This window comes from Actinokineospora cianjurensis, assembly GCF_003663795.1.
GTDB classification, from domain to species: domain Bacteria; phylum Actinomycetota; class Actinomycetes; order Mycobacteriales; family Pseudonocardiaceae; genus Actinokineospora; species Actinokineospora terrae.
On the sequence record NZ_RCDD01000003.1, the window covers coordinates 585,852 to 604,867 of the forward strand.

Sequence of the window (19,016 nt, forward strand, 5' to 3'; positions counted from 1 at the left end):
GTTTCTGGCGCGAATGGGGCCCGGTTGGAGTAGGCAGGCGGAGGAACTTGACCTTGGTGGCCAACCAGGGCGGTCCGCACCCGTGGGCGCTAGAGCACCACGTGCTCCCCGAGCTGAACCCGGCCGAAGACACGCCCGATTGACACCTCCCCCCAGGGGCGGTCCGGCATCCCGGACGACCCCCAGCACCGATACCCCGGCCGGTGCTGGGGGTCGTCGCGTCAGCCGTTGCGGTTCATCGACGCCGAATGGCACGTGCGGTCGAGTTGAGTGTCATGCCGACTACGACTATCGCGATGATGATCCAGAGCAGCCACGTGGAAGCGAACGAGGTCCAGCCGCTCGGCGGCCTACCTATCGGGGTCCCGAACAGCAGCCACCCCTGCTCTGATGGGTCGTTGAGTCGGTCGGCGTGGAAGAAGATCGCGACCGCCTCGGTGATCAGGAAGGTCCTGGCGAGGGTCAGGCAGAGGATCGCGATCGGCCGACCGGGTTCGTGCTCCGCTCGCGCCCTGGCCCTAATGAACCAGAACCGCACCAAGGTGAGCACCCCGAAGACGATGAGGGTAATCACCACGACGACCAGGCGTAGTGTTCCGCCGCCGCCCGTGCGGCCAGGAGACCACGCACCGAGCAGGACGAAGTCCAGCACCGCCCTGGTCTCCGGCAACGCCACTCCATGCTCGAACCACAGCAACCCGCTGGAGATGGCGAGCAGGAGCAGGCCCAGCGGGATGCCCGCGCCCCACGAAGACTCGTCCTCATCGCTGGGCTCCGGCCAGGGAACCCTCTGCCCCGGAGCGGGATCCGAATCGAGGTAGCGGGGCGGGAGAGCCGCCGGTACGGGCTGCGGATAAGGGGCAGGGGGGACGAGAGGAGCCACCGGGGGCACGTCCGGTGGTCCCCCTTGTTGCGGGTCGTTGGTGTACGGACTGTTCGGCTCGTTGAATGCCATCGCCGCCCCCCTCGTCGTGACTCCAGCGTCGTCCCCGCGGGGCGTCCCTGCACAGCGCACGACGTGCTCCACCCATTCGTCGCAACGGACTCGCGGCATCCACCCCAACAACTCGCTCAGGGAGTTCAAGGTGAAGCGCGCACCCTGCGGCGCGCACACCGCGTGCGGGTCTGGGCAGAAAGCCCGGCCCGACACGGCTCGGGTCGGTAGGCACGAGCATCATGGTCCACCGACCGCTGCCGAACCGGTGGAGCACAACGTTATCGCCGCTAATCGTGCAAGGCGCCACACTGTGGTCGCGGCGGGGCGATCATGGTCGAATGCCTGGTTCCACGTCAAAGCCCGGCCCTCAGGGCGAGTCCGGTGTGTTGGCCGTGTGCGCGATCGTGCTCGGCGGGGTCACCCTCGTGGCCTTGGCCGCCGCACTTGACCTGGGTGCTCGACTAGATGCGGGCGGTGCGCACGCGGTGGGCGCTAGAGCACCGCGTGCTCCCCGAACTGAACCCCGCTGGCGACCCGCCGGGCTGACCCCTCACCCCTGGCTATTCAGGCACGAGCCACGCCCAGGGCAACGAAGCTGACGCGCGGGCGTGCGGTGAGCCTCGACATTCCGGGGTCTCGTACGGCGAAGGACGGGCCTGGGTGACCCCGAGCTTTCTCGGAGAGAAGCCCGGCCGCAGCCGATTCGCCCGGCCTTACTTCGCCCGGCGTAGCGGTCGATGCTTGTGGCTGGCGCGCGCCGGGGTGTGCTTGGTGGAACAGCCCGGTGGCCATCCGCCCGCCGGTGATCACGCGCCCGAACGGGCGCCGGTACAACCCACCTATGTCCGGGCCGCCATGGTGTACGGGCTGGAGGGTGCCCGCTCGGGGTACTACGTGCTGGGCACGCGCGACGTCGCCACCGCCCGCCCCGTCGCGATGGCGGCCATGCGGCTCGACGTCGCCCCCTGACGCGACGCAGGGGCAACCCCGCACGGTGTTTGTGGCAACGACCGGAGACCACCGTTCGTGACGTGGTCTGGCTGGACGACCTCGACCAGGGCTAGGCCGCGGTGTTCTTCGAGGTCGACGACCCCACAGCCGTCCTACCCTCCTGGGAAGTCCTCCGCCGGAACGGCTGCCCGCCCCGCCATGACGAGCCGTGGGCCATAGAGCGCCTCCTCGGGGATCGACCCGGTGCGGGGTCGGGTCGGTCTCAGACTCGCCAGCGCCGTAGCACCAGAAGCCGCCCGGCTTCTCCTTCTTCCTTCTTCATCCTCGGCGGGCGGGCGTGGTGGGCGGCGATCAGCCTCGCCACCCGCGCGACCGTGTCCTCCTCCTGCCAGTCGCGCACCGTCACACTCCGACGACTGACCGTCGTTTCGATCCAGCTGTGGGGACGGGCCGAAACCATCGGGTGACCAGGGGATGGCATCCAGGCAGGCCACGCCTCCGACACGTCAGAAACAGGGGCGACGGTGTGTCCCAGCGCGAGGAGATGGCGATACGATGGGATAGACCGTGGAACACCCGACACGATCGGGTGATCGTGGCTGGACCTAGATGGCAGAACGGCCGGGCGGGTGCGTAGCACCCAACCCGGCCGCTGTGGTGGATCTCTACGACGTAGCCGACCAAAGCGTGACGTAGAGGACCACCGTCGAGACGAGCAGCTTGGCGAGTGCCAGTGGGTTGGGGCTCGCCAAGCTCTCGACGAAGAACCCCAACATCACCAACGCTGCCAAGACCACCGCCAGGATCCTGGGATCTCCTCCCCAGAACCATGGCGCCGTCCCTGCGTTCGTCATGAACGCACCTTCCCCTCATCCGCGTGACGGCGCGGTGACCGGGGAAGCCTGGATCGTGCGGCTCCCCCCGGGAGTCCCACGACGATGCGCGTGCAGACGATCTTCGGCACAGCGTACTGGCCTGACCCCCTTTCACTCGACGTCCCCGGCACCCGACACCCCTCCCGCGCCGAACACGGCGCGCTGGGCGGCGACCGGACATGCCGACCACGCTAGGGAACCGGTACCCGCCACAGCAGGGCACAACGGGTGGTCATCGTGCACGACAGGCGAAGGCGCGCAGCTGACCTCGGCCTGGGCCTGGCTCTCGCGCAACAGGGTCAGCAGGGCGAGCCCGCACCACGCTGGACGAGCTGGACGAGCTGTGGCGGCAGGTGGCCACCCAGCGCGATGCGCTATGGTGGTGGTCGCCGCTTGGTCTCCAGGTGGCCTAGCGCCGGCGGTTCACCGCCAGGCGAGTACCCGACTCCGGTCGGGTGCGTGGATCTCAACATGTCGTGCCTTTGCGGTGCAGAAGCACTTCGATGTCGTGACGAGGCCCCAGGACGTTCGTCGTCCTGGGGCCTCGTTCGTGTCGGGCCCCGGTTCAGCCGGTCAGGTCCGTGCGCGCGCCGCGCCCCGGGCCGGGAGGGGTCCACGCGTCCGCGGTGGAGGTGTTCCACTGGGGGCTGCGGCCGCGCATCGCGTCGGGCGCGGGCAGCAGTCCGCGTGAGCGGTAGCTGCGCACGGTCCGATAGGTCAGGCCGCGACGCGCGGCGAACATCTCCATATCCAGCAACGGTTCCGCCCCCCGGCTGGTGACGTAATGGTGGGTGATCCCCTCGCCCCGGGCGAAGCGGCGCATCAACTCCGCGTACTCCGGCAGAAACTCCCCGACCCCCACCGGGCCGGGGCGATCACCGACGTAGCTGCCGAACACCGTCAACCCCCGGGCGCTGTCCCCCAACGCCTCGATCGTGCCGTCGCGCAGGACCCGCCGCGCCGGTGCGGAAGAACCCGAGTCCAGCACGCTGGCCACCCTGCCCTCGTCCGCCCGCGGCTTGCCCTCGGTCACCCAGTTGATCGTGGCGCCGTCGATGTTCGTGCTGTGCCAGGACCACCCCGGGGAGTACCCCATCACCATCTCCTAACGTCATCAACATTGATGTTGACGACATTAGGAGACCGGCACGACATCGTCAACATCAATGTTGATGACGTTGGGCTAGCCGTGCCGTCCTCCCTCGACGCGGCCGCAAGAGCGGGCTTCAGCGTCGATCGGGATATCAGCCTTGGTCGGTCGCCTTCGTGGCGATACGCACCAAGGCTTTCCAGGACGGTGGCGCAGGGATGCTGCGGTCTACATCCCGTCAGCGTTTAACGCGGGCCCGGATCGCCAGGGCCGCCAACGCCAGCAGCAGCGGTCCGAGCGCGCGACCGGCCATGACCGTCCACACCCCCGCCGGGGTGAGGCGTTGGTCGGTGTCGCGGAAGACCACCGACCCGAGCACGACGCGGATCGCCTTGCCCGCGCGGTCGGCGGTCCAGCGCTGCCCCGCCGGTGGTAGCGCTGTCGGGGCGGGCCTGACCTCCAGCACGCCCGTCGACACCTGCCCGGCCGTCGGGGCGGCGGGGACGATGACCTGCTGCGTGGCGCTATTGTCGGGCAGGCCGTAGGTGGTGAGCAGCGCGAACAGGACCCCGACGGTGGCCACCAGCAGGGCCAGGGCGCGGCCGGCGCGTTGCCCGTACCCGGACACCAACCAGTACGCGGTCAGGACCAGGCGTTCGGCGCGGCTGGTGGAGGGGGCGTGACGGCGGGCGTCCATCTCCCCGTAGTAGAAGTCCCCGGCCCCGGCTTCGTTCTTGTTGTCCTCGAACGCCTTACGCAACGACCGGTAGAGCACCGCCAACCGCTCCGGCCCCACCCACAACGTCGACATCTCCGGGTGCAGGTCGGGAAGTTCTTCGGACCAGCCACCATGCTTGCGGTGCTGGGCACGCCACAGGCGCTCCTCGGCCAGCACTCGCCGCTCGGACCACCGCCACACCGGCGGCCACGCCCACCCCACCCGCCACCCCCCCGGCGGCCGATTGAAGGGCGCCACCCCTTCCACCCGCAACTCGTCGAGATGATGAGCGCCTGCGAAGCGACACCCACTCAAGTCCACATCGGCCACGGTCAACTGCGCCACATCGGTTTCCTGCACCGACAACAACCGCGGCACCCACTCCTCAACCCCGCCCCGCCGAACCGACCGCCCGACACCAACCCGCTCAGCCACCCACACACGGACCTGCCCCGGCGTGACACCACGAGGCGCCTCACTCGAGGCGAAGGGTGCCGGTAGCCCGGTCAGGGAGGAGGGGGCACCGAAAAACGCCCGCCGCAAACTGACCTGGGCATAGCCCACCCGCAGCTCCACCCCACCATCGAAACGCGCCCCGACCGCAGAGAACTCCCCCGCCGCTACCTCGACGATGCTGTGCTGCTCGAACCGCGCACCATCCAGCACGAACCGATTCGCCACCAACAACCCCCGCACTACCCCCGTGCAGAAGGTCGCGTCGCGGAAGTCGACGCTGCCGGTGAAGGTCGCGCTGCGGAAGTCGACGCTCCTGGTGAAGGTCGCGCCGATGAAGTTGGCGCCCCCGGTGAAGGTCGCGCCGCGGAAGTCGGCGCCCCAGGTGAAGGTCGCGCCGAAGAAGTCGGCGCCCCAGGTGAAGGTCGCGCCGCTGAAGTCGGCGCCCCAGGTGAAGGTCGCGCTGCGGAAGTCGGCGCCCCAGGTGAAGGTCGCGCCGCTGAAGTCGGCGCCCTTGGTGAAGGTCGCGCTGCGGAAGTTGGCGACCCAGGTGAAGGTCGCGCCGCTGAAGTCGGCGCTCTCGGTGAAGGTCGCGCCGCTGAAGTCGGCGCCCCTGGTGAAGGTCGAGCCGAAGAAGTTGGCGCCCTTGGTGAAGGTCGCGCCGCTGAAGTCGGCGCCCCTGGTGAAGGTCGAGCCGAAGAAGTTGGCGCGCTCGGCGAAGGTCACGCTGCGGAAGTCGGCGGCACTGTCCGAGCTTGTGTGAGGTGCAGGAGGGGGCGTGAAGCGGCAATGTTGAAAGTCCGCGCGGCCTACGCGAGGGCGGGCGGGGCGGTCGACCAGGGATTTCGGGGACATGACTGCGAGCAGGCGGGCGATCAACTTCGGGGTCAAGGAGGTGCCGCGGAGGTCCACGTCGGCGCCGGGGGTGTAGCTGGCCAGGGCGGTGTCGAGGTCGTCGTCGTTCAGGTGGGCTAGGCAGGCGTCGAAGCTGTCTATTCGTCGACCGATACAGCCCTGTTCTGTGGTGCAGGTGGGCCAGTCGGGGGTGACCTCGGGTGCGGCGGTGGTGTCGGGCATCGGGCAGTTGTAGGCGACCCGCCCCCCTCAGAGGGCGCGATACACCGTCCATCGCGCGTAACCAGCCCCGAATGGCCTAGCGACGCGTGCTGCATTCCTGGCGCGCACGGGGGCCTGGTTGGAGCAGGCTGGCGGACAAGCGCCGTCCGGCTCCTGCTACCCGGGCGGCACGCGCCGTTCCAGGACGTCGAGGCGGGCACGGAGTTCGTCGAGTTCGGCGGCAAGGTCACGCGCAGGCGGGTCGGGCACGGCGCGCACGTACACGCGGGCGCCTTGACGCGCCACCAAGCGTCCCTCGTCGACGAGCACGCCCACCGCGCGCTGGACGGTCATCCCGGAGACACCGAAGTGTCCGACCAACTGTTTCCGCGAGTAGATCGCCTCGCCGGGCGCCCACTCACCGGCGTCAAGGGCTTCGCGCAGGGCGTTGGCGATGTCCCGGTAAGGCGGTCCGGAAGCGTCCGGGTCAAGTCCACGCATGCCGCTTACCTAGCCAGCTTGGCTAGCTAGGTTCCGTTCGCGCGCCATCGACAGGCGGTGGTCCGTGTGTGGTCCTCGGCAGGCAAGCAGGCTGTCGCGGCCGCAGGAGAAGCGGCCTCAGCCTTGGGTCGACCGCCGTCGTAGCCCTGCGGTTTCGCCACCAAGTGAGGGTGTCACAACACCACCGACGGTCGGATGCTTGCCGAGCATGGCTTCCGCAGTGGGTGCCACCCGCGCCCCAAGATCGACCGGAATCTCGTGGACTTCCGCAGTCGGGCATTGGCGATCAAGCCATAGAACAGGCACAGCGTCAGCGCGGTGAACACTGCGGCGAGCGCGATCGCGCTCGCCGCAGTGGCGACTCAACCGTCAGTACACCTCGTCGCGCACGGCGCGAGGCGAGACGTGCTCGGCGAGGACCGGGCAGTGATCGAGATGGTTCATCGTGTCAGCGAGACCAGCCCGCGGTACGCGTCGCGCAGGGTGTCGGCTTCAGGGATGTCGAGGGCGTCGATCCGGCGGATGATCTCGGTGACTCGCCAGATGTTGCTGGGGACGATGCGGCCGGACTCGATGGCTTGGGTGGCGGTGTGGCACGCCTCGTCAAACCGACCGGTGGTGGTCAGCGCCATGGCGAGGTCCAGATGGGCGGAAGCGATCCGACGGGGCCATCTCGCGGGGTCGGTGGGAGTCGCGGGCCGGAGACGTTCGATGATCTCGCGGGCATGGCTTTCGGCCGCGGGGTCGCCAGCCCAGGCCAGGGTGGTGGCGGTGTAGGCGATGACCTTGTGCGGGTCGTAGTGGTAGTGGTGCTCGACATCGCGGGCCGGTAGTGGGGTGACGAGTTGGTGGACGGTGGAGATGGCCTGGGTGGTCTGGCGCGTGTCGCCGAGTCGCGCGTGGGCTCGGCCTTCTTGCGCGGCGGCCTGGATAGCGGCCGAGCTACCCCGTGGGGCATGGTGTTGGGCAGCGCGGGACAACTCGATCGCCCGAGGGTAGTCGCCGTCGGTAAGGACGCGCCATGCTTGGGTTTCGTAGCACCAGGCACGGATCTCGGCGTGCTCAGCGTGTCGGGCGAGGCTAGCAGCCGTGCGCGGGTATTCGGTCGCTGAATGCTGATGTTGCAGGTCGATATGGCAGGTGGCCGCCAGGAGTGACAGCCACCCACCGGCCACGATCAAGCGTTGTTTCTCGGCGATCGTGGATCGCTTGTCCATCAACGAGTTCACGTAGGCCAGGTACGTGCGCAGCTGCGGCAGCAAGGCGGCGGGCGGGCTGGTCGAGTAGGCGACGGCGAGATAGTCGAAAGATCGTTCGATGCGACTAACGGTTTCGTTGGAGACGTCGCTGGCTTCGACCCTTCGCGCCAGTTCCCACGCCAACTCGAGGTCGACCGAATCGACGGTCGATGTCGAGGTCGATTGGGCAGAGGCGACCGTCGTTGCGATGATCGATTGTTTCTCATCGAGCAGTTCGACAAGGTGGGCCACGTCCGCGCTTCCCAACTTCGTCACCAACTCCACGGCATCGCCGCCGGGCAGCCCGTCACCGACGTCTCCACCGGGACGAGCGTGCCATCCCCGGGCACCGGTCGGCAGCTCCAACTCGTCGGTGTCGGCATCGACCGCGGCCTCCCGCTGGGCGTCACCGGACTGCGCGCCCGCTGCGACATCAACATCGCACCGCGCAAGGGCCCAATCTACCTCGTCGGCATCTGGGTGTTGCAGCGCCTGGTGTGGGCGTTGGTCACCTTGATTGTCGCCTCCTACATCGGCTTGGTCCGCAAACCCGGCTGACCGGACAACCTCGCCCCCCGGTGCGCGACGACCTCCAGCACCGGCTTAACTGCCGACGGGTGCCTGAGCGCATGCCCGTGGCGCAGCCTCTGTTCCAGCTCCGCGCCCCAGGCCAGGATCGCCGCGGGTTGATCGAGTCGCTCGACGTCCAACTGCCCGGTGGCCAGATCCTTGGGCCGTCTCGGACGCGGAGGCCAACGGCAGCGCCGGCGCGAGGTACATCTCCTCGTGGTCGACGCGCGGGGCGAACGCCCTCGCCCCCTGCCCCAGCTTCGCCAGGTCGGCCAGGATGTTGGCCTCCTCGACGGACACCACACCGGCGGTAACCGGCAGCACGGGCTCACTGTCCGGGGACGCCGCGTCGACGTGCTCAACCCCCGCTCACCGCGTTACCACCTGACCGCCCAGCCGGGCAACACAGGTCAACCGGGATATGGCCGATGAGAAACCGCTGTCGCCGCTTTCGGTTCGTCATGGGGCAACCCGGTAACCTGATGTACATGCCGTTGTTCTCAGACACCGAAGGCCCGGCCCCTGATTGGGCGGCGCGGGCATCGGTCACCGACATGTTGACGATCTGGGCTGATGCCGTACGTCGCGGGCGTGTGGTGTACCTGACCGGGCCGGGTGACGATGACGTGATGGTTGTTGCCCCGGTCGACGTGGTTGAGGCTGGGTTGGCCGCGTTGGGCCGTACAGGCACCGGTGAACTCGGTGAATCTGGCAGCTAGATCAGCCGGCTCGTGAATCCGGCCTCGATCAGACGTCGGTTGGCGGCGTCCACCTCGTCGGGGACTTCTTGTTCGATGGCGAACCCGCGTTTGGCGTACTCGGTGATTCGTTGGGTGTCGCCCACCAGCATGTTGATCACGCGGGCGACGTCGCCGATACCGTGAACGTACTCATCGAGCAGCAGCGGACGCGAGCCGCACAGCACCTGGACTTCCGGCCATACCTTCCTGCAGGTCGCGTAGGCCCGGCGCTGCTGGTACGGCCGGGAGACAAGCAAGACTGAACAGGGTGTGATTCCGGCCTCGGCGAGAACTGCTCGTGTGTTGGTGAGATTCTGGCTCGTGTTGGTCGCCGCAGTCTCCACGCTGATCGCCTCGTCGGGCACGCCAAGTTCGAGGGCGTGTTCGCGGTAGTGGATTGCCTCGCCGCGAGGGAAGCGCTCGATCGTGGTGGGTGCGTTGGCGCCGGTGAACACGATCTGCGGGAACAGGCCCCGGTGGTAGAGCTCGGCGGCGTAGGTTGCGACGCCGAGGTCGTGGCTGCCCAAGCCGACGCAGACGTCGACTGGCCGCAGTTCGTGGTGCATGTCGTGGTAGGCCCACAACGTCTCGACGTCGACACGCAGGTGGTGTGGGATGGCGGTGGTCGACATGCTCGAGGAGATTACGGCTTGCGGGGGTCCGTGCCATGCACGCCCATCCGGCAGGCGAGTTCGATGGCGCGCGAGCTCGGGCGCGGCAGTCGGATCATCTCTCGGACTAGGTTCCGGGACAGGCGGTGGTAGCGGACCTGTTCAGGGGCCTCTTGCTCGGCACGAAGCAGCATCGTGAGCGCGTCGTCGATGCGGTTCCATCGGACGTAGGCACGTGCGGTCTCGATGGCGTGGCGAACCCGTCGTTCGGTGGGCAGTGCGCCGGTGTCGATGCGGGGACCGAGGTCGACGGCGACTTGCACGTCCCCGAGTTCCATGGCGGTGGTCATGCGGTGGATGGCGACGTTGGTGGGCCCGAACGCGGTCCAAAGATGGTTGGCGTCGATGCCTAGCCGGGTGGCGGCTTCGTCGGCCTCGGTCAGGAACGCCATCGTGTCGCCACGGTCGTCGTCGCGGGCCGAAGCGACGGCACCGACGAGGTGCAGCATCCCGTAGACGGACAGGTACTCGGGTGAGGCGGTGCCGAGTCCGGGTTCAAGATGGTCGGCGGCGGCGCGGGTGAGGGCGGCGGACTGTTCGTACTCCCCGATGGATACGAGGGCGTGCGCCACGGAGCGGTACAGCGATCCGATCATCAATGCGTTGCCGCTGGAGTTGGCCGCAGCCAGTCCTCGGGTCGCGGCGGTCGCGGCGAGGTCGGCCTCGCCCACCTTGGTTAGAAACGCTGTCGCCACTTGGTGGACGCTGGCGCAGAGTTCATGTGCTCGGACGCCCTCATCGCTGGTGGCGTCGTACTGCTGGCACGCGGCCTGCACGTCGGTGATCAGCAACGGTAGTCGCCGGGTGAGGCGAGCGTAGCGGGAAGCCTGGTAATCGCCCCACTGCTCAGCGATGTCGCGAGCCAGGGAATCCAGACGGACAAGTTCGGTGGTGTAGGACCCGACGAGGAACTGCCGATGGTCCATCAGTGCGACCCGCAGTGCGGAGACGGTGCGCCTGCCGGTCTCCTCGGTCCAATCCATGAGGACAGGCTCGCCGATAAGGTCACCGAGGCTGACATCCAGCGCGTACGCGAGCCTGCGCAGGATCGACAGTCTGTCCAGCGGGAGGGCATCGTGCTCGACCTTTCGCAACCAGTCGTCGGTGCGACCCACCAGTCCGGCCAGCACGGTCTGGGTCAGTCCTCGCCGTTGCCGGTAGAACGCGACCCTCTCACCGGCTGACATGTCGTCGGTCATCCCTCGCATGGGGTCACCCTCCCATCGCGCACGGCGACGGCCCCAGAGAAATCCTCCCGGTTGGCCGAATCACCTGCCCCTAGCGTCTGGGCAGGCGGGGTAAACGCCCACTGAGCGTGCAAGGCGCCTCCCTGCCTAGTCCAGCGACTTCACAACCTAGGAGTTGCCCGTGATCTCAAGTGCGCAGGGCCTTGCGATCAGGCCACCGGCTCTGCCACTGGGTGCGCGAAGAGGATTCACCCACACCACAGCATTACCGCACACGATCTGTGCGGCCGCAAGGGGTCCGCGAAGGGGCTCCTCAACTTGTCGTGCGCGACGAGCCGCCACGCCCCTCGGCAGTGCCGGGAACGAGCCATCCCTGAGTGGTGGCAGTGAGGTGACCATGGAACACAACGAACCAATCCAGAAGAAGCCACCGGAACGGCAGCTCCCGGTCACCGTCAACCTCACTCCATCCGAAATGTCGGCTATCCGCCGGGCGTCGTTTCTCGTCACCTCGGCAGGCGAGCAAGAGTTCATCAACGCGGCAAACCGGGCGATACACAAGCTGCGGGATGCTGCCCACAAGCACAACGAGTCTTCCTGAACTACCACGAGTCGACCTTCTGGCCGAACTGTCCCCAATGACTGGGCCATTGCCTTCACATCGGGCGAAAGCTGGACCTCGACGATCGAGGCTGCCACCACGTCGGCGGTCGTTTCGAACCAGCGAACGTCCACGGAGCGACGTCACCCGCCGCCCGTGGTGTCCCATCCGCTGTCGGCGCCCGCACTTGGGCCGCCGTGTCCTCGGGGAGTCACCCATGACCGCCACACTGCGCTCTTCCTTCGCCTACAACAGCCCACCACCAGCCGATCACACGGTCGCCCGGGTGCTCGCTGCGGGCAGCGCGCTCGACCTGCCCGGTGTGGACACCACGTGGGCGCGGGAGATCGCCAACTGGGGCCGGGAAGCGGGCGCGCTCGACGAGGAGAGCGTCTCGCGCGACTGGGCCTCGCTGGTGCGCGAGTTCTACACCTACCGCGCGGCTGAGGCCGCGCGGCTGTTGAACCCGTATGACCCTGCGCCGATCACCCCGCGCACTCCTGTGGCGGTGCGCAGCGACGCTGATCGGGCGCGCAGGTGGGGGGTGCGCGAATGGTCGCGGCTCACCGCCCTGACGCGGCGGCGCGGCGCTGCCGCGAACTACGACGCTGAGTGCGCGGCGACCATCACCTTCAACGCAGCGCTGCGGGTGCTGGCGGGCTGGCTCGGCGACCGGCGGCAGGAGCTGCTCGCCGCGCGGGCGGCGGCGACCGCCGCGGTCGAGGCGCGGATCGACGAGTCGACGATCACGGTGTTGGCGTCGATGTGGTGTGAGACGGCTGTGCGCGTCGGGGACGCGGTCGCCGCGATGCCGGCTGGGCAGTTGGCCACGACCCACTCAGGCGGGGATGTGGAGCCGTGGATGCGGTTGCGCGCGGTGGTGGCCCACGCCGAGGCGTGTCGTGTAGCCGGGAAGCCGGCCCGCGCCGCGCGGTTGCTCTCGGGTGTCGAGGTCGGCGAGCTGGTCGATGCTTGTCCGTCGGGTGAGTGGCGGGTGGTGGCCGCCCGCGCTCGCCTGGCCGGGCCTGGGCAGGCGGTCGGGTTGTGGGTGCGCGCGATCGCACTGGCCCGTGCCGGGCGCGACCCGGTGGTCGAGGCCGAGCTCACCGTGTCGCTGGCCTTGGCGCACAAGGCGGCGGGCGAGTTCGTCGAGGCGTCCGGGGCGGTGGCCTCGGCGATCGCGCTGCTGACCGTGTTGGGTCCCGGAGCCGCGTTGCGCCGCGCCCACGACCTCGCCGCGCGGGTCGTCCCGGCCGCCCGGGAGCAGATCACCGACGACCTGGCTCCGTCTCTGCCTGGGCGCGGTCACTGCGCCGCCTGACCTCCCCCATGAACGCCTCGCTGGAGCCGGGCCGGTCGCACCGGTCGGTGCTCACGCGGGACACCGGTAAACACGACAGGAAGACAAGGACACCGTGATACGCACGCGACACACGCCCACCTTGGTGGTCGCCGCCGTCCTCACCGCACTGGCGTTGACGCTGGGGCTGGGCACGCCCGCCACCGCGCAGACCATCTCCTCACCCGTGGCGGGTGTGAGCACCCCGGTGGTCGACGGCCATCCCAGCCCCGCGCATGTTCACGCCGCCGCGCAGGTCAGCACCCCACCCGACGTGGGTGGGGGGATGGGCACCCAGGTTGTCGGTGGCCACCCGGCTTCACAGGTCTACGAGGGCATCGCCTCGTTGCAGTACGACGCCCCCGCCTATGGGCGGGTGGGATGGACCACCTGTACCGCCTCGATGATCGAGCGCGGGTGGGTGGTGCTCGCCGCACACTGCGCGACCAACATCCCCGCTCTCGCCCCGGCCGCGACGGGGTCGATGTTCGGCACGCTGGACGAGCGGGCGGCGCCGATCCCGACGGAGAACAAGCAGTTCTCGGTCCGGGTGGGGTCCCATGACCGCACCCGCGGCGTGGTGCTGCCGGTGAGGCGGTTCGTCGTGCACCCCGGTTGGGACTGGGCCTCCGGTGACGGTCCCGCCGAGGACGTGCTGCTCGCGCAGGTCGAGCAGCAGGAGTTCGCGCCGTTCGAGATCGCGGCCAAGGTCCCTGCGGTGGGCGAGAAGGCGCGGCTGCTCGGGTTCGGACTCACGACCCCGGACGCGTCGGGCAGCCTGCCCCGGTTCGTGCAGGAACTCGACAGCACGGTCGTCGCCGCGAAGCGGTGCCGCGACTCGGCGATCACCGCGCTGGACCTGTGCGTGAACAACCCGCACGGCACGGCGGGGGTGTGCAACGGCGACAGCGGCGGCCCGCTGCTGACCAAGATCGCGGGCACCCGTAGGTGGGCCGTGGTCGGGGTGAGCAGTAGGACGGCGGGCGATTGCGGGCAGTACCCGGCCGTCTACACCTCCATCGCCGACCCGCAGCACCGTCGGTGGATCTACGACGTGATGGCCGGACGGCTCGACACCACGCTCCCGCTGACCCAGGCCCAGGGCGGGGCGATCACGTCCCCGTACGCGCCGATCACCACCACCGGGCCGCTGCCCAAGCCCGTTCGCCGCGCCGACGTCGGCTTGGCGGGCTGATCACCCTCTGACCGTCCCGCCGCGCACCGTGCCCCCGACCGGGGCGCGGCGGGACACCCAGATCCGCGCGCACCACCGCGATTCACCGTCCTTGATCGACTGTCGACTGTCCTGTGTGGAGGCCACCCGATGTTCGGACACCCACCGCGCCGCCGTGTACGCGGAGGCGACCTGCTGGTGGCGGCCGTGGTGCTGGCGACGCTCGCCGGTGTGGTGCTGGTGACGACCGCGACCGGCCCACCCCCCGAGCCCGCCGTCAGCGTGGGCGTCAATCCCGCCTGCCCCTCGATCCCCACACCGGCCGGGTCGGTGGCGCGGTGGTGCGCGCGCGGTTCCCTCGTCCACGACGACGCGCTGCTGGTCGCGGCCGCGCGGGCGTGGTGGGCCACCGGCGACAGCAGGGACCAGCCCCCGCCCGGTGCGCCGCTGACCGGCGTGTTCGCCGACACCGGCCCACCCGGACAGGTGGAACTGACGGTGGTGGTCCTGGTCGCCCCGAGGGTCGGCGGCGGCGAGACGGTCGCCTACCTGACCTCGACCGTCGCCGCGATCCCCGCCACACCGGACACCCGCCTGCATCTGCGCGCACTGCAGCACCTCCCAGCGGGCAGCGCTCCGGCAGCGATCGGGTTCGTCGACACGCGTCCCGATACCGGCGACCCCGTCCTGTCCGCGCCGCTGGTCCCCGCGTTCGCTCTCGCCGCCCCCGGGGGCACGGTCCGGTTGATAAGTCCGTTGATCGACATGCCGCTGACCGGCGGCGCCGCCGGTGACCCGGTGTCCTGGGTGCCGCAGCCCGCGGGAGCCAGTGCGGCCACGACCTTCGCGGCCACCGCGGACGCGACCCTGGTGCCCGTGGCGGCGGGACTCGACGACCCTTCCGTACGCCCTGTCCGCCTGGCCGGGGGTGATCCGACGCGGGTGCTCGACGACCAGGTCGGGGACGTGGTGACCAGTCGAGGGTGGTGGGCTGGGGTCGTCGGTGTGGGTGGCGTCGTGGCCGCGGACACGGTGCCCGAGGGGTGGAGCGCGGTCACCGCCCTCGGGCGACCGCTGCGGTTGGTCACCGACGTGAGCGGTGGGCTGGTCGTGGACGGCGTCCCACCCGACGGCACCGGGGTGCACACCCGGGTGGACCTGCTGGCGCCCGACCGCGCCACCCGGATCCCGATGGGGCACCTGGCCCGCGGCACCGTCCGGTTCCTCGACCGCGACCGCACCCAGGTGGCGAGGTGGTCGGTCGTCGCGGTCGTCGAGGCGCGCACCGCCCCGGCCGAGCCGCTGCTGGCCACCACCTTCTGACCATCCCCCGTTCTCCCCGGAAGGCCATCGACATGATGGACACCTGGCGCCTCGCTCCCGGCGAGTTCCCGCCTCACGCCGTGCCCGCCGACGACCTGCTGATCGACGATCTCGTCCTCTCCGAGTGGGTGTTGGCGCCCACGGCGGTGCGGGTGCATCCCCGCTACGCGCGGTTGCGCGGCGAGGCGCCGCGGCGTTTCACCACCCACCGCGGGGCCTGTGCGTGGGCGCGCGCCCACCGCGATGAGTTGGGGTGCGCGGTCGAGCGGTGGGAGCGGGCGGGCGACGCCGACCGGCTGCTGGTGGTCGCGGAGGCCGGGACGGCGCTGCTGCACCTTGGCGATACCGGTCTGTGTCGACGCGTGCACGACCTGGCCCTGCCGTTGCTGCCCGACGACGAGGACGGTTGTCGCCGGGCGATGGTCCTGGGCAGGCGGTTGACGCACGCGCTGATCGAGTTCGGCGAGCCCCGGTTCGCGCTGGTGGTGTGCGCCGACACCCTGCGGCGTGCTCGGGCGCTGCGCGAGGACAGGACCCAGGTCGAGGCACTGGCACACCGCGCGGCCGCGCACCTGGACCTGGGCGACCCGGCCGCGGCACGCGCCGACCTTCTGGAGGCGTTGTCCGCGCAGGACCGCGACGAGACCCGCCCGATCCGGGGACGCACGGGCGGCGCCATCCGCAAGTACCGCGCCGCGCGCCGGGCGAGGGTGCTGTGCCTGATGGCCCAAGCCTGCGCCCGTGGCGGCGACGTGGACGACGCGGTCACCTGGCTCGACGCCGCCACAGCGATTGCGGCGGTCGGCAAGCGGCAGCCGCGGACGCTGTTCCCTGTGCACGTGAGCACCGCGATCGTGCGGCTGGCCCGCGGTGAACTGGACGTCGCGGCCGCCGTCGGTGAGGCGATCACCGTGCTGCGCGCACGCGACTGCGCCGGCGTTCACACCGACCCCCAGTACCGCCACGCGCACACCGTGGCCGCCGAGATCCACACCGCCCTGGCCCGACAGGCCGACCCCGGCGGACATCACGCTCGACTCGCCGCACTGCACCGCTCTGCCGCCGCCGGCACCCCCTACCTGCCCGCACCGGTCGCGGCCGAGCCGGTGGTCCCGGCATGAGCCGCCCCCGGCACACGCCTGCGCCCCGCATAGTGGGGGTGGCCTGATGTACGTCTCCGGACGGTTGGCCAGTTCCCGCAACGGCCGGAACACGCTGGGACCGGGAGGGATCGACCGCGCGGCGGACGAGTTGGCGCCACGGCGCGACCACGAGTTCCTGTGCCCGCGGGGGCATTCCTTCACCCGGCCCCTGGCCGCGGACCTACCCGACGGCGAACTCCCCGCGCGGTGGCGATGCCCCCAGCATGGCGTGGACGCTGCCCGGGCCGGGGTCGACACCCCCGCGCCCGCACCGCTCGAACAGGGCAGACCGCGCATCGACAAGACCCCGTGGCAGATGCTGCTGGAGCGCCGCACCATCGCCGACCTCGACGCACTTCTCGACCGGCAGCTGCGAGAGCTGCGCTGCCGGCGCGGCGGTGGCCCCTCCGGCGGCGTCGAGGCGGTGACGCGGTGACCGGGCACGGGACGGGCAACGCCGTCTCCGGACTCGTGGGCGGGCATCTGGTGCAGGCCGGACACATCCACGGCGGGGTGACCCTGCACCTGCCCGGATCGACCGGGTTGCCTGTGCGGCCCCGGCAGATCCCCCCGGCCGGTCTGGCGGTCGACCGCGACGAGGTCCTCGCCGACATCACCGGTCGGCTCAACGCCGGCACCGCCGGGTCGACGGTGCTGGTCCTGCACGGGCCCGGTGGGATCGGCAAGACCACGATCGCGGTCACCGCGCTGCACCACCACGAGCACCGGCTCCCGGACGGGCTGCTGTGGGCCGATCTCACCCATCCCCTCGTCGCCGACCCGGTCGAGGTACTCGGTTCGTTCCTGCGCGCGCTCGGTGTCGCGCCGGACCTGGTCCCCGACGATGAGCGGGAGCGGCTCGCGTTGTGGCGGTCGATGACCGCGCCACGCCAACTGGGGCTGTTGTTGGAGTCCCCCGCCACCGCGGCCCAGGTGGTGCCGCTGCTGCCCACCGGGCCGGGCAGCGTCGTGCTGATCACCAGCCGATCCCCCCACGTCGAGTTGGTCGGCCGTGTCGGCGCGCGCGCACTCGTCGTGCCGCCCTTCGACCTGCCCGCCACCACACAACTACTGGCCCACCACCTGCACGCACCCTCGCCGGGGCTGGCGGCACGGCTGCACGCCCACTGCGCGGGGATCCCGCTCGCGGTGGCCGTGACCGCCGCGCGCGCCGCCACCGGCGAGGACGTCGTGCCCGACACCACCGGCGATCCCGCCATCCGTCGACGCTCCCAGGAGGACCCGATGCCTGACACCCCGCCCGCCCCGGTCCCGACCCGGGAGGCGGTGCGCGAGGCCATCGACGCGCTCACCCCGGTGGCCCGCGCCGTCCTGCTCGACCTCGCGCGCGTCCCGGGGCGGTTCTCCCCCGACCTGGCCCGCGCCGTCACCCGCCTCGCCCCCCACGCCCTCGACCTGGTCATCGGCGTGTTGGCGCAGGCGAACCTCCTCGCCCCCGCCGATGACGGCCACCACCGGTTGCACGACGTGGTCACCGAGGTCGCGCTGGCGATCGGCGGCCCCGACGCCGACGGTGTCGACGACCGCGTCGCGGCCCACCGACTCGCGCAACTGCGCGCGCTCGCGACCCTGCTGATGCCCGCCCGGACGCTGCCCCCGCTCGGCGACACCGACCTGCCCGCCCCGGACGAGTCGGCCACCGGGGCCTTGGTTCCCGATGACCGGGCCGAAGCGCTGCTCTGGTTCGACGTCGAGAAGCCCGGCCTGGTGGCCACCGTGCGCGCCACCGCCGCCCGCGGGCGCCACCGGGCGGTGGTGTTGATGGTCCACGCGCTGCGCACTGCCCTGCTCCTGCACAAGGACCACACCGCCGCGGCCGAGGTGAGCGCGCTGGCACTATCGGCCGCGCGCGGACTCGGTGATCGCGACCTGCTGGCGGGCACGCTCGCCGACGCGGTCCGTACCGCCATCAAGGCCGATGCCCTCGCCGGCGCCCAGGGCCTGTGCGACGAACTGGCCGCCCTGGCCGATATCGACGGGGGCGACCTGATGCGGGCGAAAGCGCTCAAGGCCCGCGCGCACCTGCACCTCGCCCAGCGCCGGACCGCCGAGGCCGACGCCCTGTTCATCCAGGTCGCCGACCTGCACCGCGGCCTCGGGCGGCCCCGCGCCCGCGCGTTGGCGCTCACCGAACTCGGGACCCTGCGCCTGGACAGCGGGCACGCCGCCGAGGCCATCCCCCCGCTCACCGAGGCCCACACCCTGCTCTCCGAGCACCCGAGCGACGAGACCTACAACCGGGGCCGCGCCGGGCTCGCCCTCGCTCGCGCCCATCAGGCCACCGGCGCCCTGCGGGACGCGCTCGTCCTGGCCCGCGCCGCCCTGAGCGACATGTCCGCGGCCGGATCCCCCTCCGGGGCCCGACTGGCCCAGGACCTGATCGACACACTCGACACCCACCGCAAGTCCACACAGGACTAGAAGGATTC

General features: G+C 70.5%; 18 protein-coding genes. 10 read left to right on the forward strand and 8 right to left on the reverse strand.

What is annotated here, in order from left to right; genetic code table 11:
* Window positions 1–235: 235 nt before the first annotated feature.
* Window positions 236–955: a hypothetical protein gene (locus CLV68_RS22260; protein ID WP_147460114.1), complete on the reverse strand. Its 720-nt coding sequence runs from the start codon at window positions 953–955 to the stop codon at window positions 236–238.
* A gap of 753 nt (window positions 956–1,708) precedes the next feature.
* On the opposite strand from CLV68_RS22260, the gene CLV68_RS33475 reads away from it, so the two are divergent.
* Window positions 1,709–1,906, forward strand: a complete 198-nt coding sequence (locus CLV68_RS33475) for a hypothetical protein (protein ID WP_147460115.1) — start codon at window positions 1,709–1,711, stop codon at window positions 1,904–1,906.
* 647 nt (window positions 1,907–2,553) lie between these two features.
* Here CLV68_RS33475 and CLV68_RS33480 read toward each other — a convergent pair.
* The 5 genes from CLV68_RS33480 to CLV68_RS22280 form a co-directional block, all read right to left on the reverse strand.
* Window positions 2,554–2,742, reverse strand: a complete 189-nt coding sequence (locus tag CLV68_RS33480; protein WP_147460116.1) for a hypothetical protein — start codon at window positions 2,740–2,742, stop codon at window positions 2,554–2,556.
* 586 nt (window positions 2,743–3,328) lie between these two features.
* A complete protein-coding gene (locus tag CLV68_RS22265) occupies window positions 3,329–3,859 on the reverse strand; it encodes a hypothetical protein (RefSeq protein WP_147460117.1) in 531 nt (176 codons plus the stop codon).
* 232 nt (window positions 3,860–4,091) lie between these two features.
* Window positions 4,092–6,101, reverse strand: a complete 2,010-nt coding sequence (locus CLV68_RS22270; protein ID WP_121392820.1) for a pentapeptide repeat-containing protein — start codon at window positions 6,099–6,101, stop codon at window positions 4,092–4,094.
* A 156-nt stretch (window positions 6,102–6,257) separates the two neighbouring features.
* Window positions 6,258–6,581, reverse strand: a complete 324-nt coding sequence (locus tag CLV68_RS22275) for a GntR family transcriptional regulator (protein ID WP_121392821.1) — start codon at window positions 6,579–6,581, stop codon at window positions 6,258–6,260.
* Between the two features lie 440 nt (window positions 6,582–7,021).
* Window positions 7,022–8,185, reverse strand: coding sequence for an NsdA family TPR-like regulatory protein (locus CLV68_RS22280; RefSeq protein ID WP_483902892.1), 1,164 nt, complete (start codon window positions 8,183–8,185; stop codon window positions 7,022–7,024).
* On the opposite strand from CLV68_RS22280, the gene CLV68_RS22285 reads away from it, so the two are divergent.
* Both CLV68_RS22285 and CLV68_RS22290 read left to right on the forward strand, forming a co-directional pair.
* Window positions 8,153–8,377, forward strand: a complete 225-nt coding sequence (locus tag CLV68_RS22285) for a hypothetical protein (protein ID WP_483902893.1) — start codon at window positions 8,153–8,155, stop codon at window positions 8,375–8,377. The two genes, CLV68_RS22280 and CLV68_RS22285, sit on opposite strands and share 33 nt — an antisense overlap.
* A gap of 500 nt (window positions 8,378–8,877) precedes the next feature.
* Entirely contained in the window at window positions 8,878–9,108 is a 231-nt protein-coding gene (locus CLV68_RS22290; RefSeq protein WP_147460118.1) for a hypothetical protein, read from the forward strand.
* On the opposite strand, the gene CLV68_RS22295 is transcribed toward CLV68_RS22290, so the two are convergent.
* Together CLV68_RS22295 and CLV68_RS22300 are read right to left on the reverse strand one after the other, a co-directional pair.
* On the reverse strand, window positions 9,105–9,761 hold the full coding sequence (locus CLV68_RS22295; protein WP_121392825.1) for a YdcF family protein: 657 nt from the start codon (window positions 9,759–9,761) through the stop codon (window positions 9,105–9,107). The genes CLV68_RS22290 and CLV68_RS22295 overlap by 4 nt on opposite strands.
* A gap of 11 nt (window positions 9,762–9,772) precedes the next feature.
* Window positions 9,773–10,999 (reverse strand): helix-turn-helix domain-containing protein, encoded by a 1,227-nt coding sequence (locus CLV68_RS22300; protein ID WP_211346717.1) that lies wholly within the window; start codon window positions 10,997–10,999, stop codon window positions 9,773–9,775.
* 379 nt (window positions 11,000–11,378) lie between these two features.
* On the opposite strand from CLV68_RS22300, the gene CLV68_RS33485 reads away from it, so the two are divergent.
* From CLV68_RS33485 to CLV68_RS22330, 7 genes are all read left to right on the forward strand, one after another.
* The gene (locus CLV68_RS33485) at window positions 11,379–11,588 is read left to right on the forward strand and encodes a hypothetical protein (protein ID WP_147460119.1); all 210 of its coding nucleotides are present in this window, start codon (window positions 11,379–11,381) and stop codon (window positions 11,586–11,588) included.
* Between the two features lie 217 nt (window positions 11,589–11,805).
* Entirely contained in the window at window positions 11,806–12,909 is a 1,104-nt protein-coding gene (locus CLV68_RS22305) for a hypothetical protein (protein ID WP_121392826.1), read from the forward strand.
* 94 nt (window positions 12,910–13,003) lie between these two features.
* The gene (locus CLV68_RS22310) at window positions 13,004–14,122 is read left to right on the forward strand and encodes a S1 family peptidase (protein ID WP_147460120.1); all 1,119 of its coding nucleotides are present in this window, start codon (window positions 13,004–13,006) and stop codon (window positions 14,120–14,122) included.
* 129 nt (window positions 14,123–14,251) lie between these two features.
* Window positions 14,252–15,424, forward strand: a complete 1,173-nt coding sequence (locus tag CLV68_RS22315) for a hypothetical protein (RefSeq protein ID WP_121392828.1) — start codon at window positions 14,252–14,254, stop codon at window positions 15,422–15,424.
* A gap of 32 nt (window positions 15,425–15,456) precedes the next feature.
* Window positions 15,457–16,545 carry a hypothetical protein gene (locus CLV68_RS22320; protein ID WP_121392829.1) on the forward strand — a complete coding sequence of 363 codons (1,089 nt, stop codon included), beginning with the start codon at window positions 15,457–15,459 and terminating at the stop codon, window positions 16,543–16,545.
* A gap of 46 nt (window positions 16,546–16,591) precedes the next feature.
* Window positions 16,592–17,002, forward strand: coding sequence for an RNA polymerase-binding protein RbpA (locus tag CLV68_RS22325; protein WP_121392830.1), 411 nt, complete (start codon window positions 16,592–16,594; stop codon window positions 17,000–17,002).
* Complete coding sequence (locus CLV68_RS22330; protein ID WP_170224524.1) at window positions 16,999–19,008, forward strand: tetratricopeptide repeat protein; 2,010 nt, start codon at window positions 16,999–17,001, stop codon at window positions 19,006–19,008. Before CLV68_RS22325 ends, CLV68_RS22330 begins: the two co-directional genes overlap by 4 nt.
* Window positions 19,009–19,016 lie beyond the last annotated feature (8 nt).

Bases quoted from the DNA above. Each gene is read 5' to 3' on its own strand.
- CLV68_RS22260 (WP_147460114.1), bottom strand. From the start codon at position 955: ATGGCATTCAACGAGCCGAACAGTCCGTACACCAACGACCCGCAACAA.
- CLV68_RS33480 (WP_147460116.1), bottom strand. From the start codon at position 2,742: ATGACGAACGCAGGGACGGCGCCATGGTTCTGGGGAGGAGATCCCAGG.
- CLV68_RS22265 (WP_147460117.1), bottom strand. From the start codon at position 3,859: ATGGGGTACTCCCCGGGGTGGTCCTGGCACAGCACGAACATCGACGGC.
- CLV68_RS22270 (WP_121392820.1), bottom strand. From the start codon at position 6,101: ATGCCCGACACCACCGCCGCACCCGAGGTCACCCCCGACTGGCCCACC.
- CLV68_RS22275 (WP_121392821.1), bottom strand. From the start codon at position 6,581: ATGCGTGGACTTGACCCGGACGCTTCCGGACCGCCTTACCGGGACATC.
- CLV68_RS22290 (WP_147460118.1), top strand. From the start codon at position 8,878: ATGCCGTTGTTCTCAGACACCGAAGGCCCGGCCCCTGATTGGGCGGCG.
- CLV68_RS22295 (WP_121392825.1), bottom strand. From the start codon at position 9,761: ATGTCGACCACCGCCATCCCACACCACCTGCGTGTCGACGTCGAGACG.
- CLV68_RS22300 (WP_211346717.1), bottom strand. From the start codon at position 10,999: ATGACCGACGACATGTCAGCCGGTGAGAGGGTCGCGTTCTACCGGCAA.
- CLV68_RS22305 (WP_121392826.1), top strand. From the start codon at position 11,806: ATGACCGCCACACTGCGCTCTTCCTTCGCCTACAACAGCCCACCACCA.
- CLV68_RS22315 (WP_121392828.1), top strand. From the start codon at position 14,252: ATGTTCGGACACCCACCGCGCCGCCGTGTACGCGGAGGCGACCTGCTG.
- CLV68_RS22320 (WP_121392829.1), top strand. From the start codon at position 15,457: ATGATGGACACCTGGCGCCTCGCTCCCGGCGAGTTCCCGCCTCACGCC.
- CLV68_RS22325 (WP_121392830.1), top strand. From the start codon at position 16,592: ATGTACGTCTCCGGACGGTTGGCCAGTTCCCGCAACGGCCGGAACACG.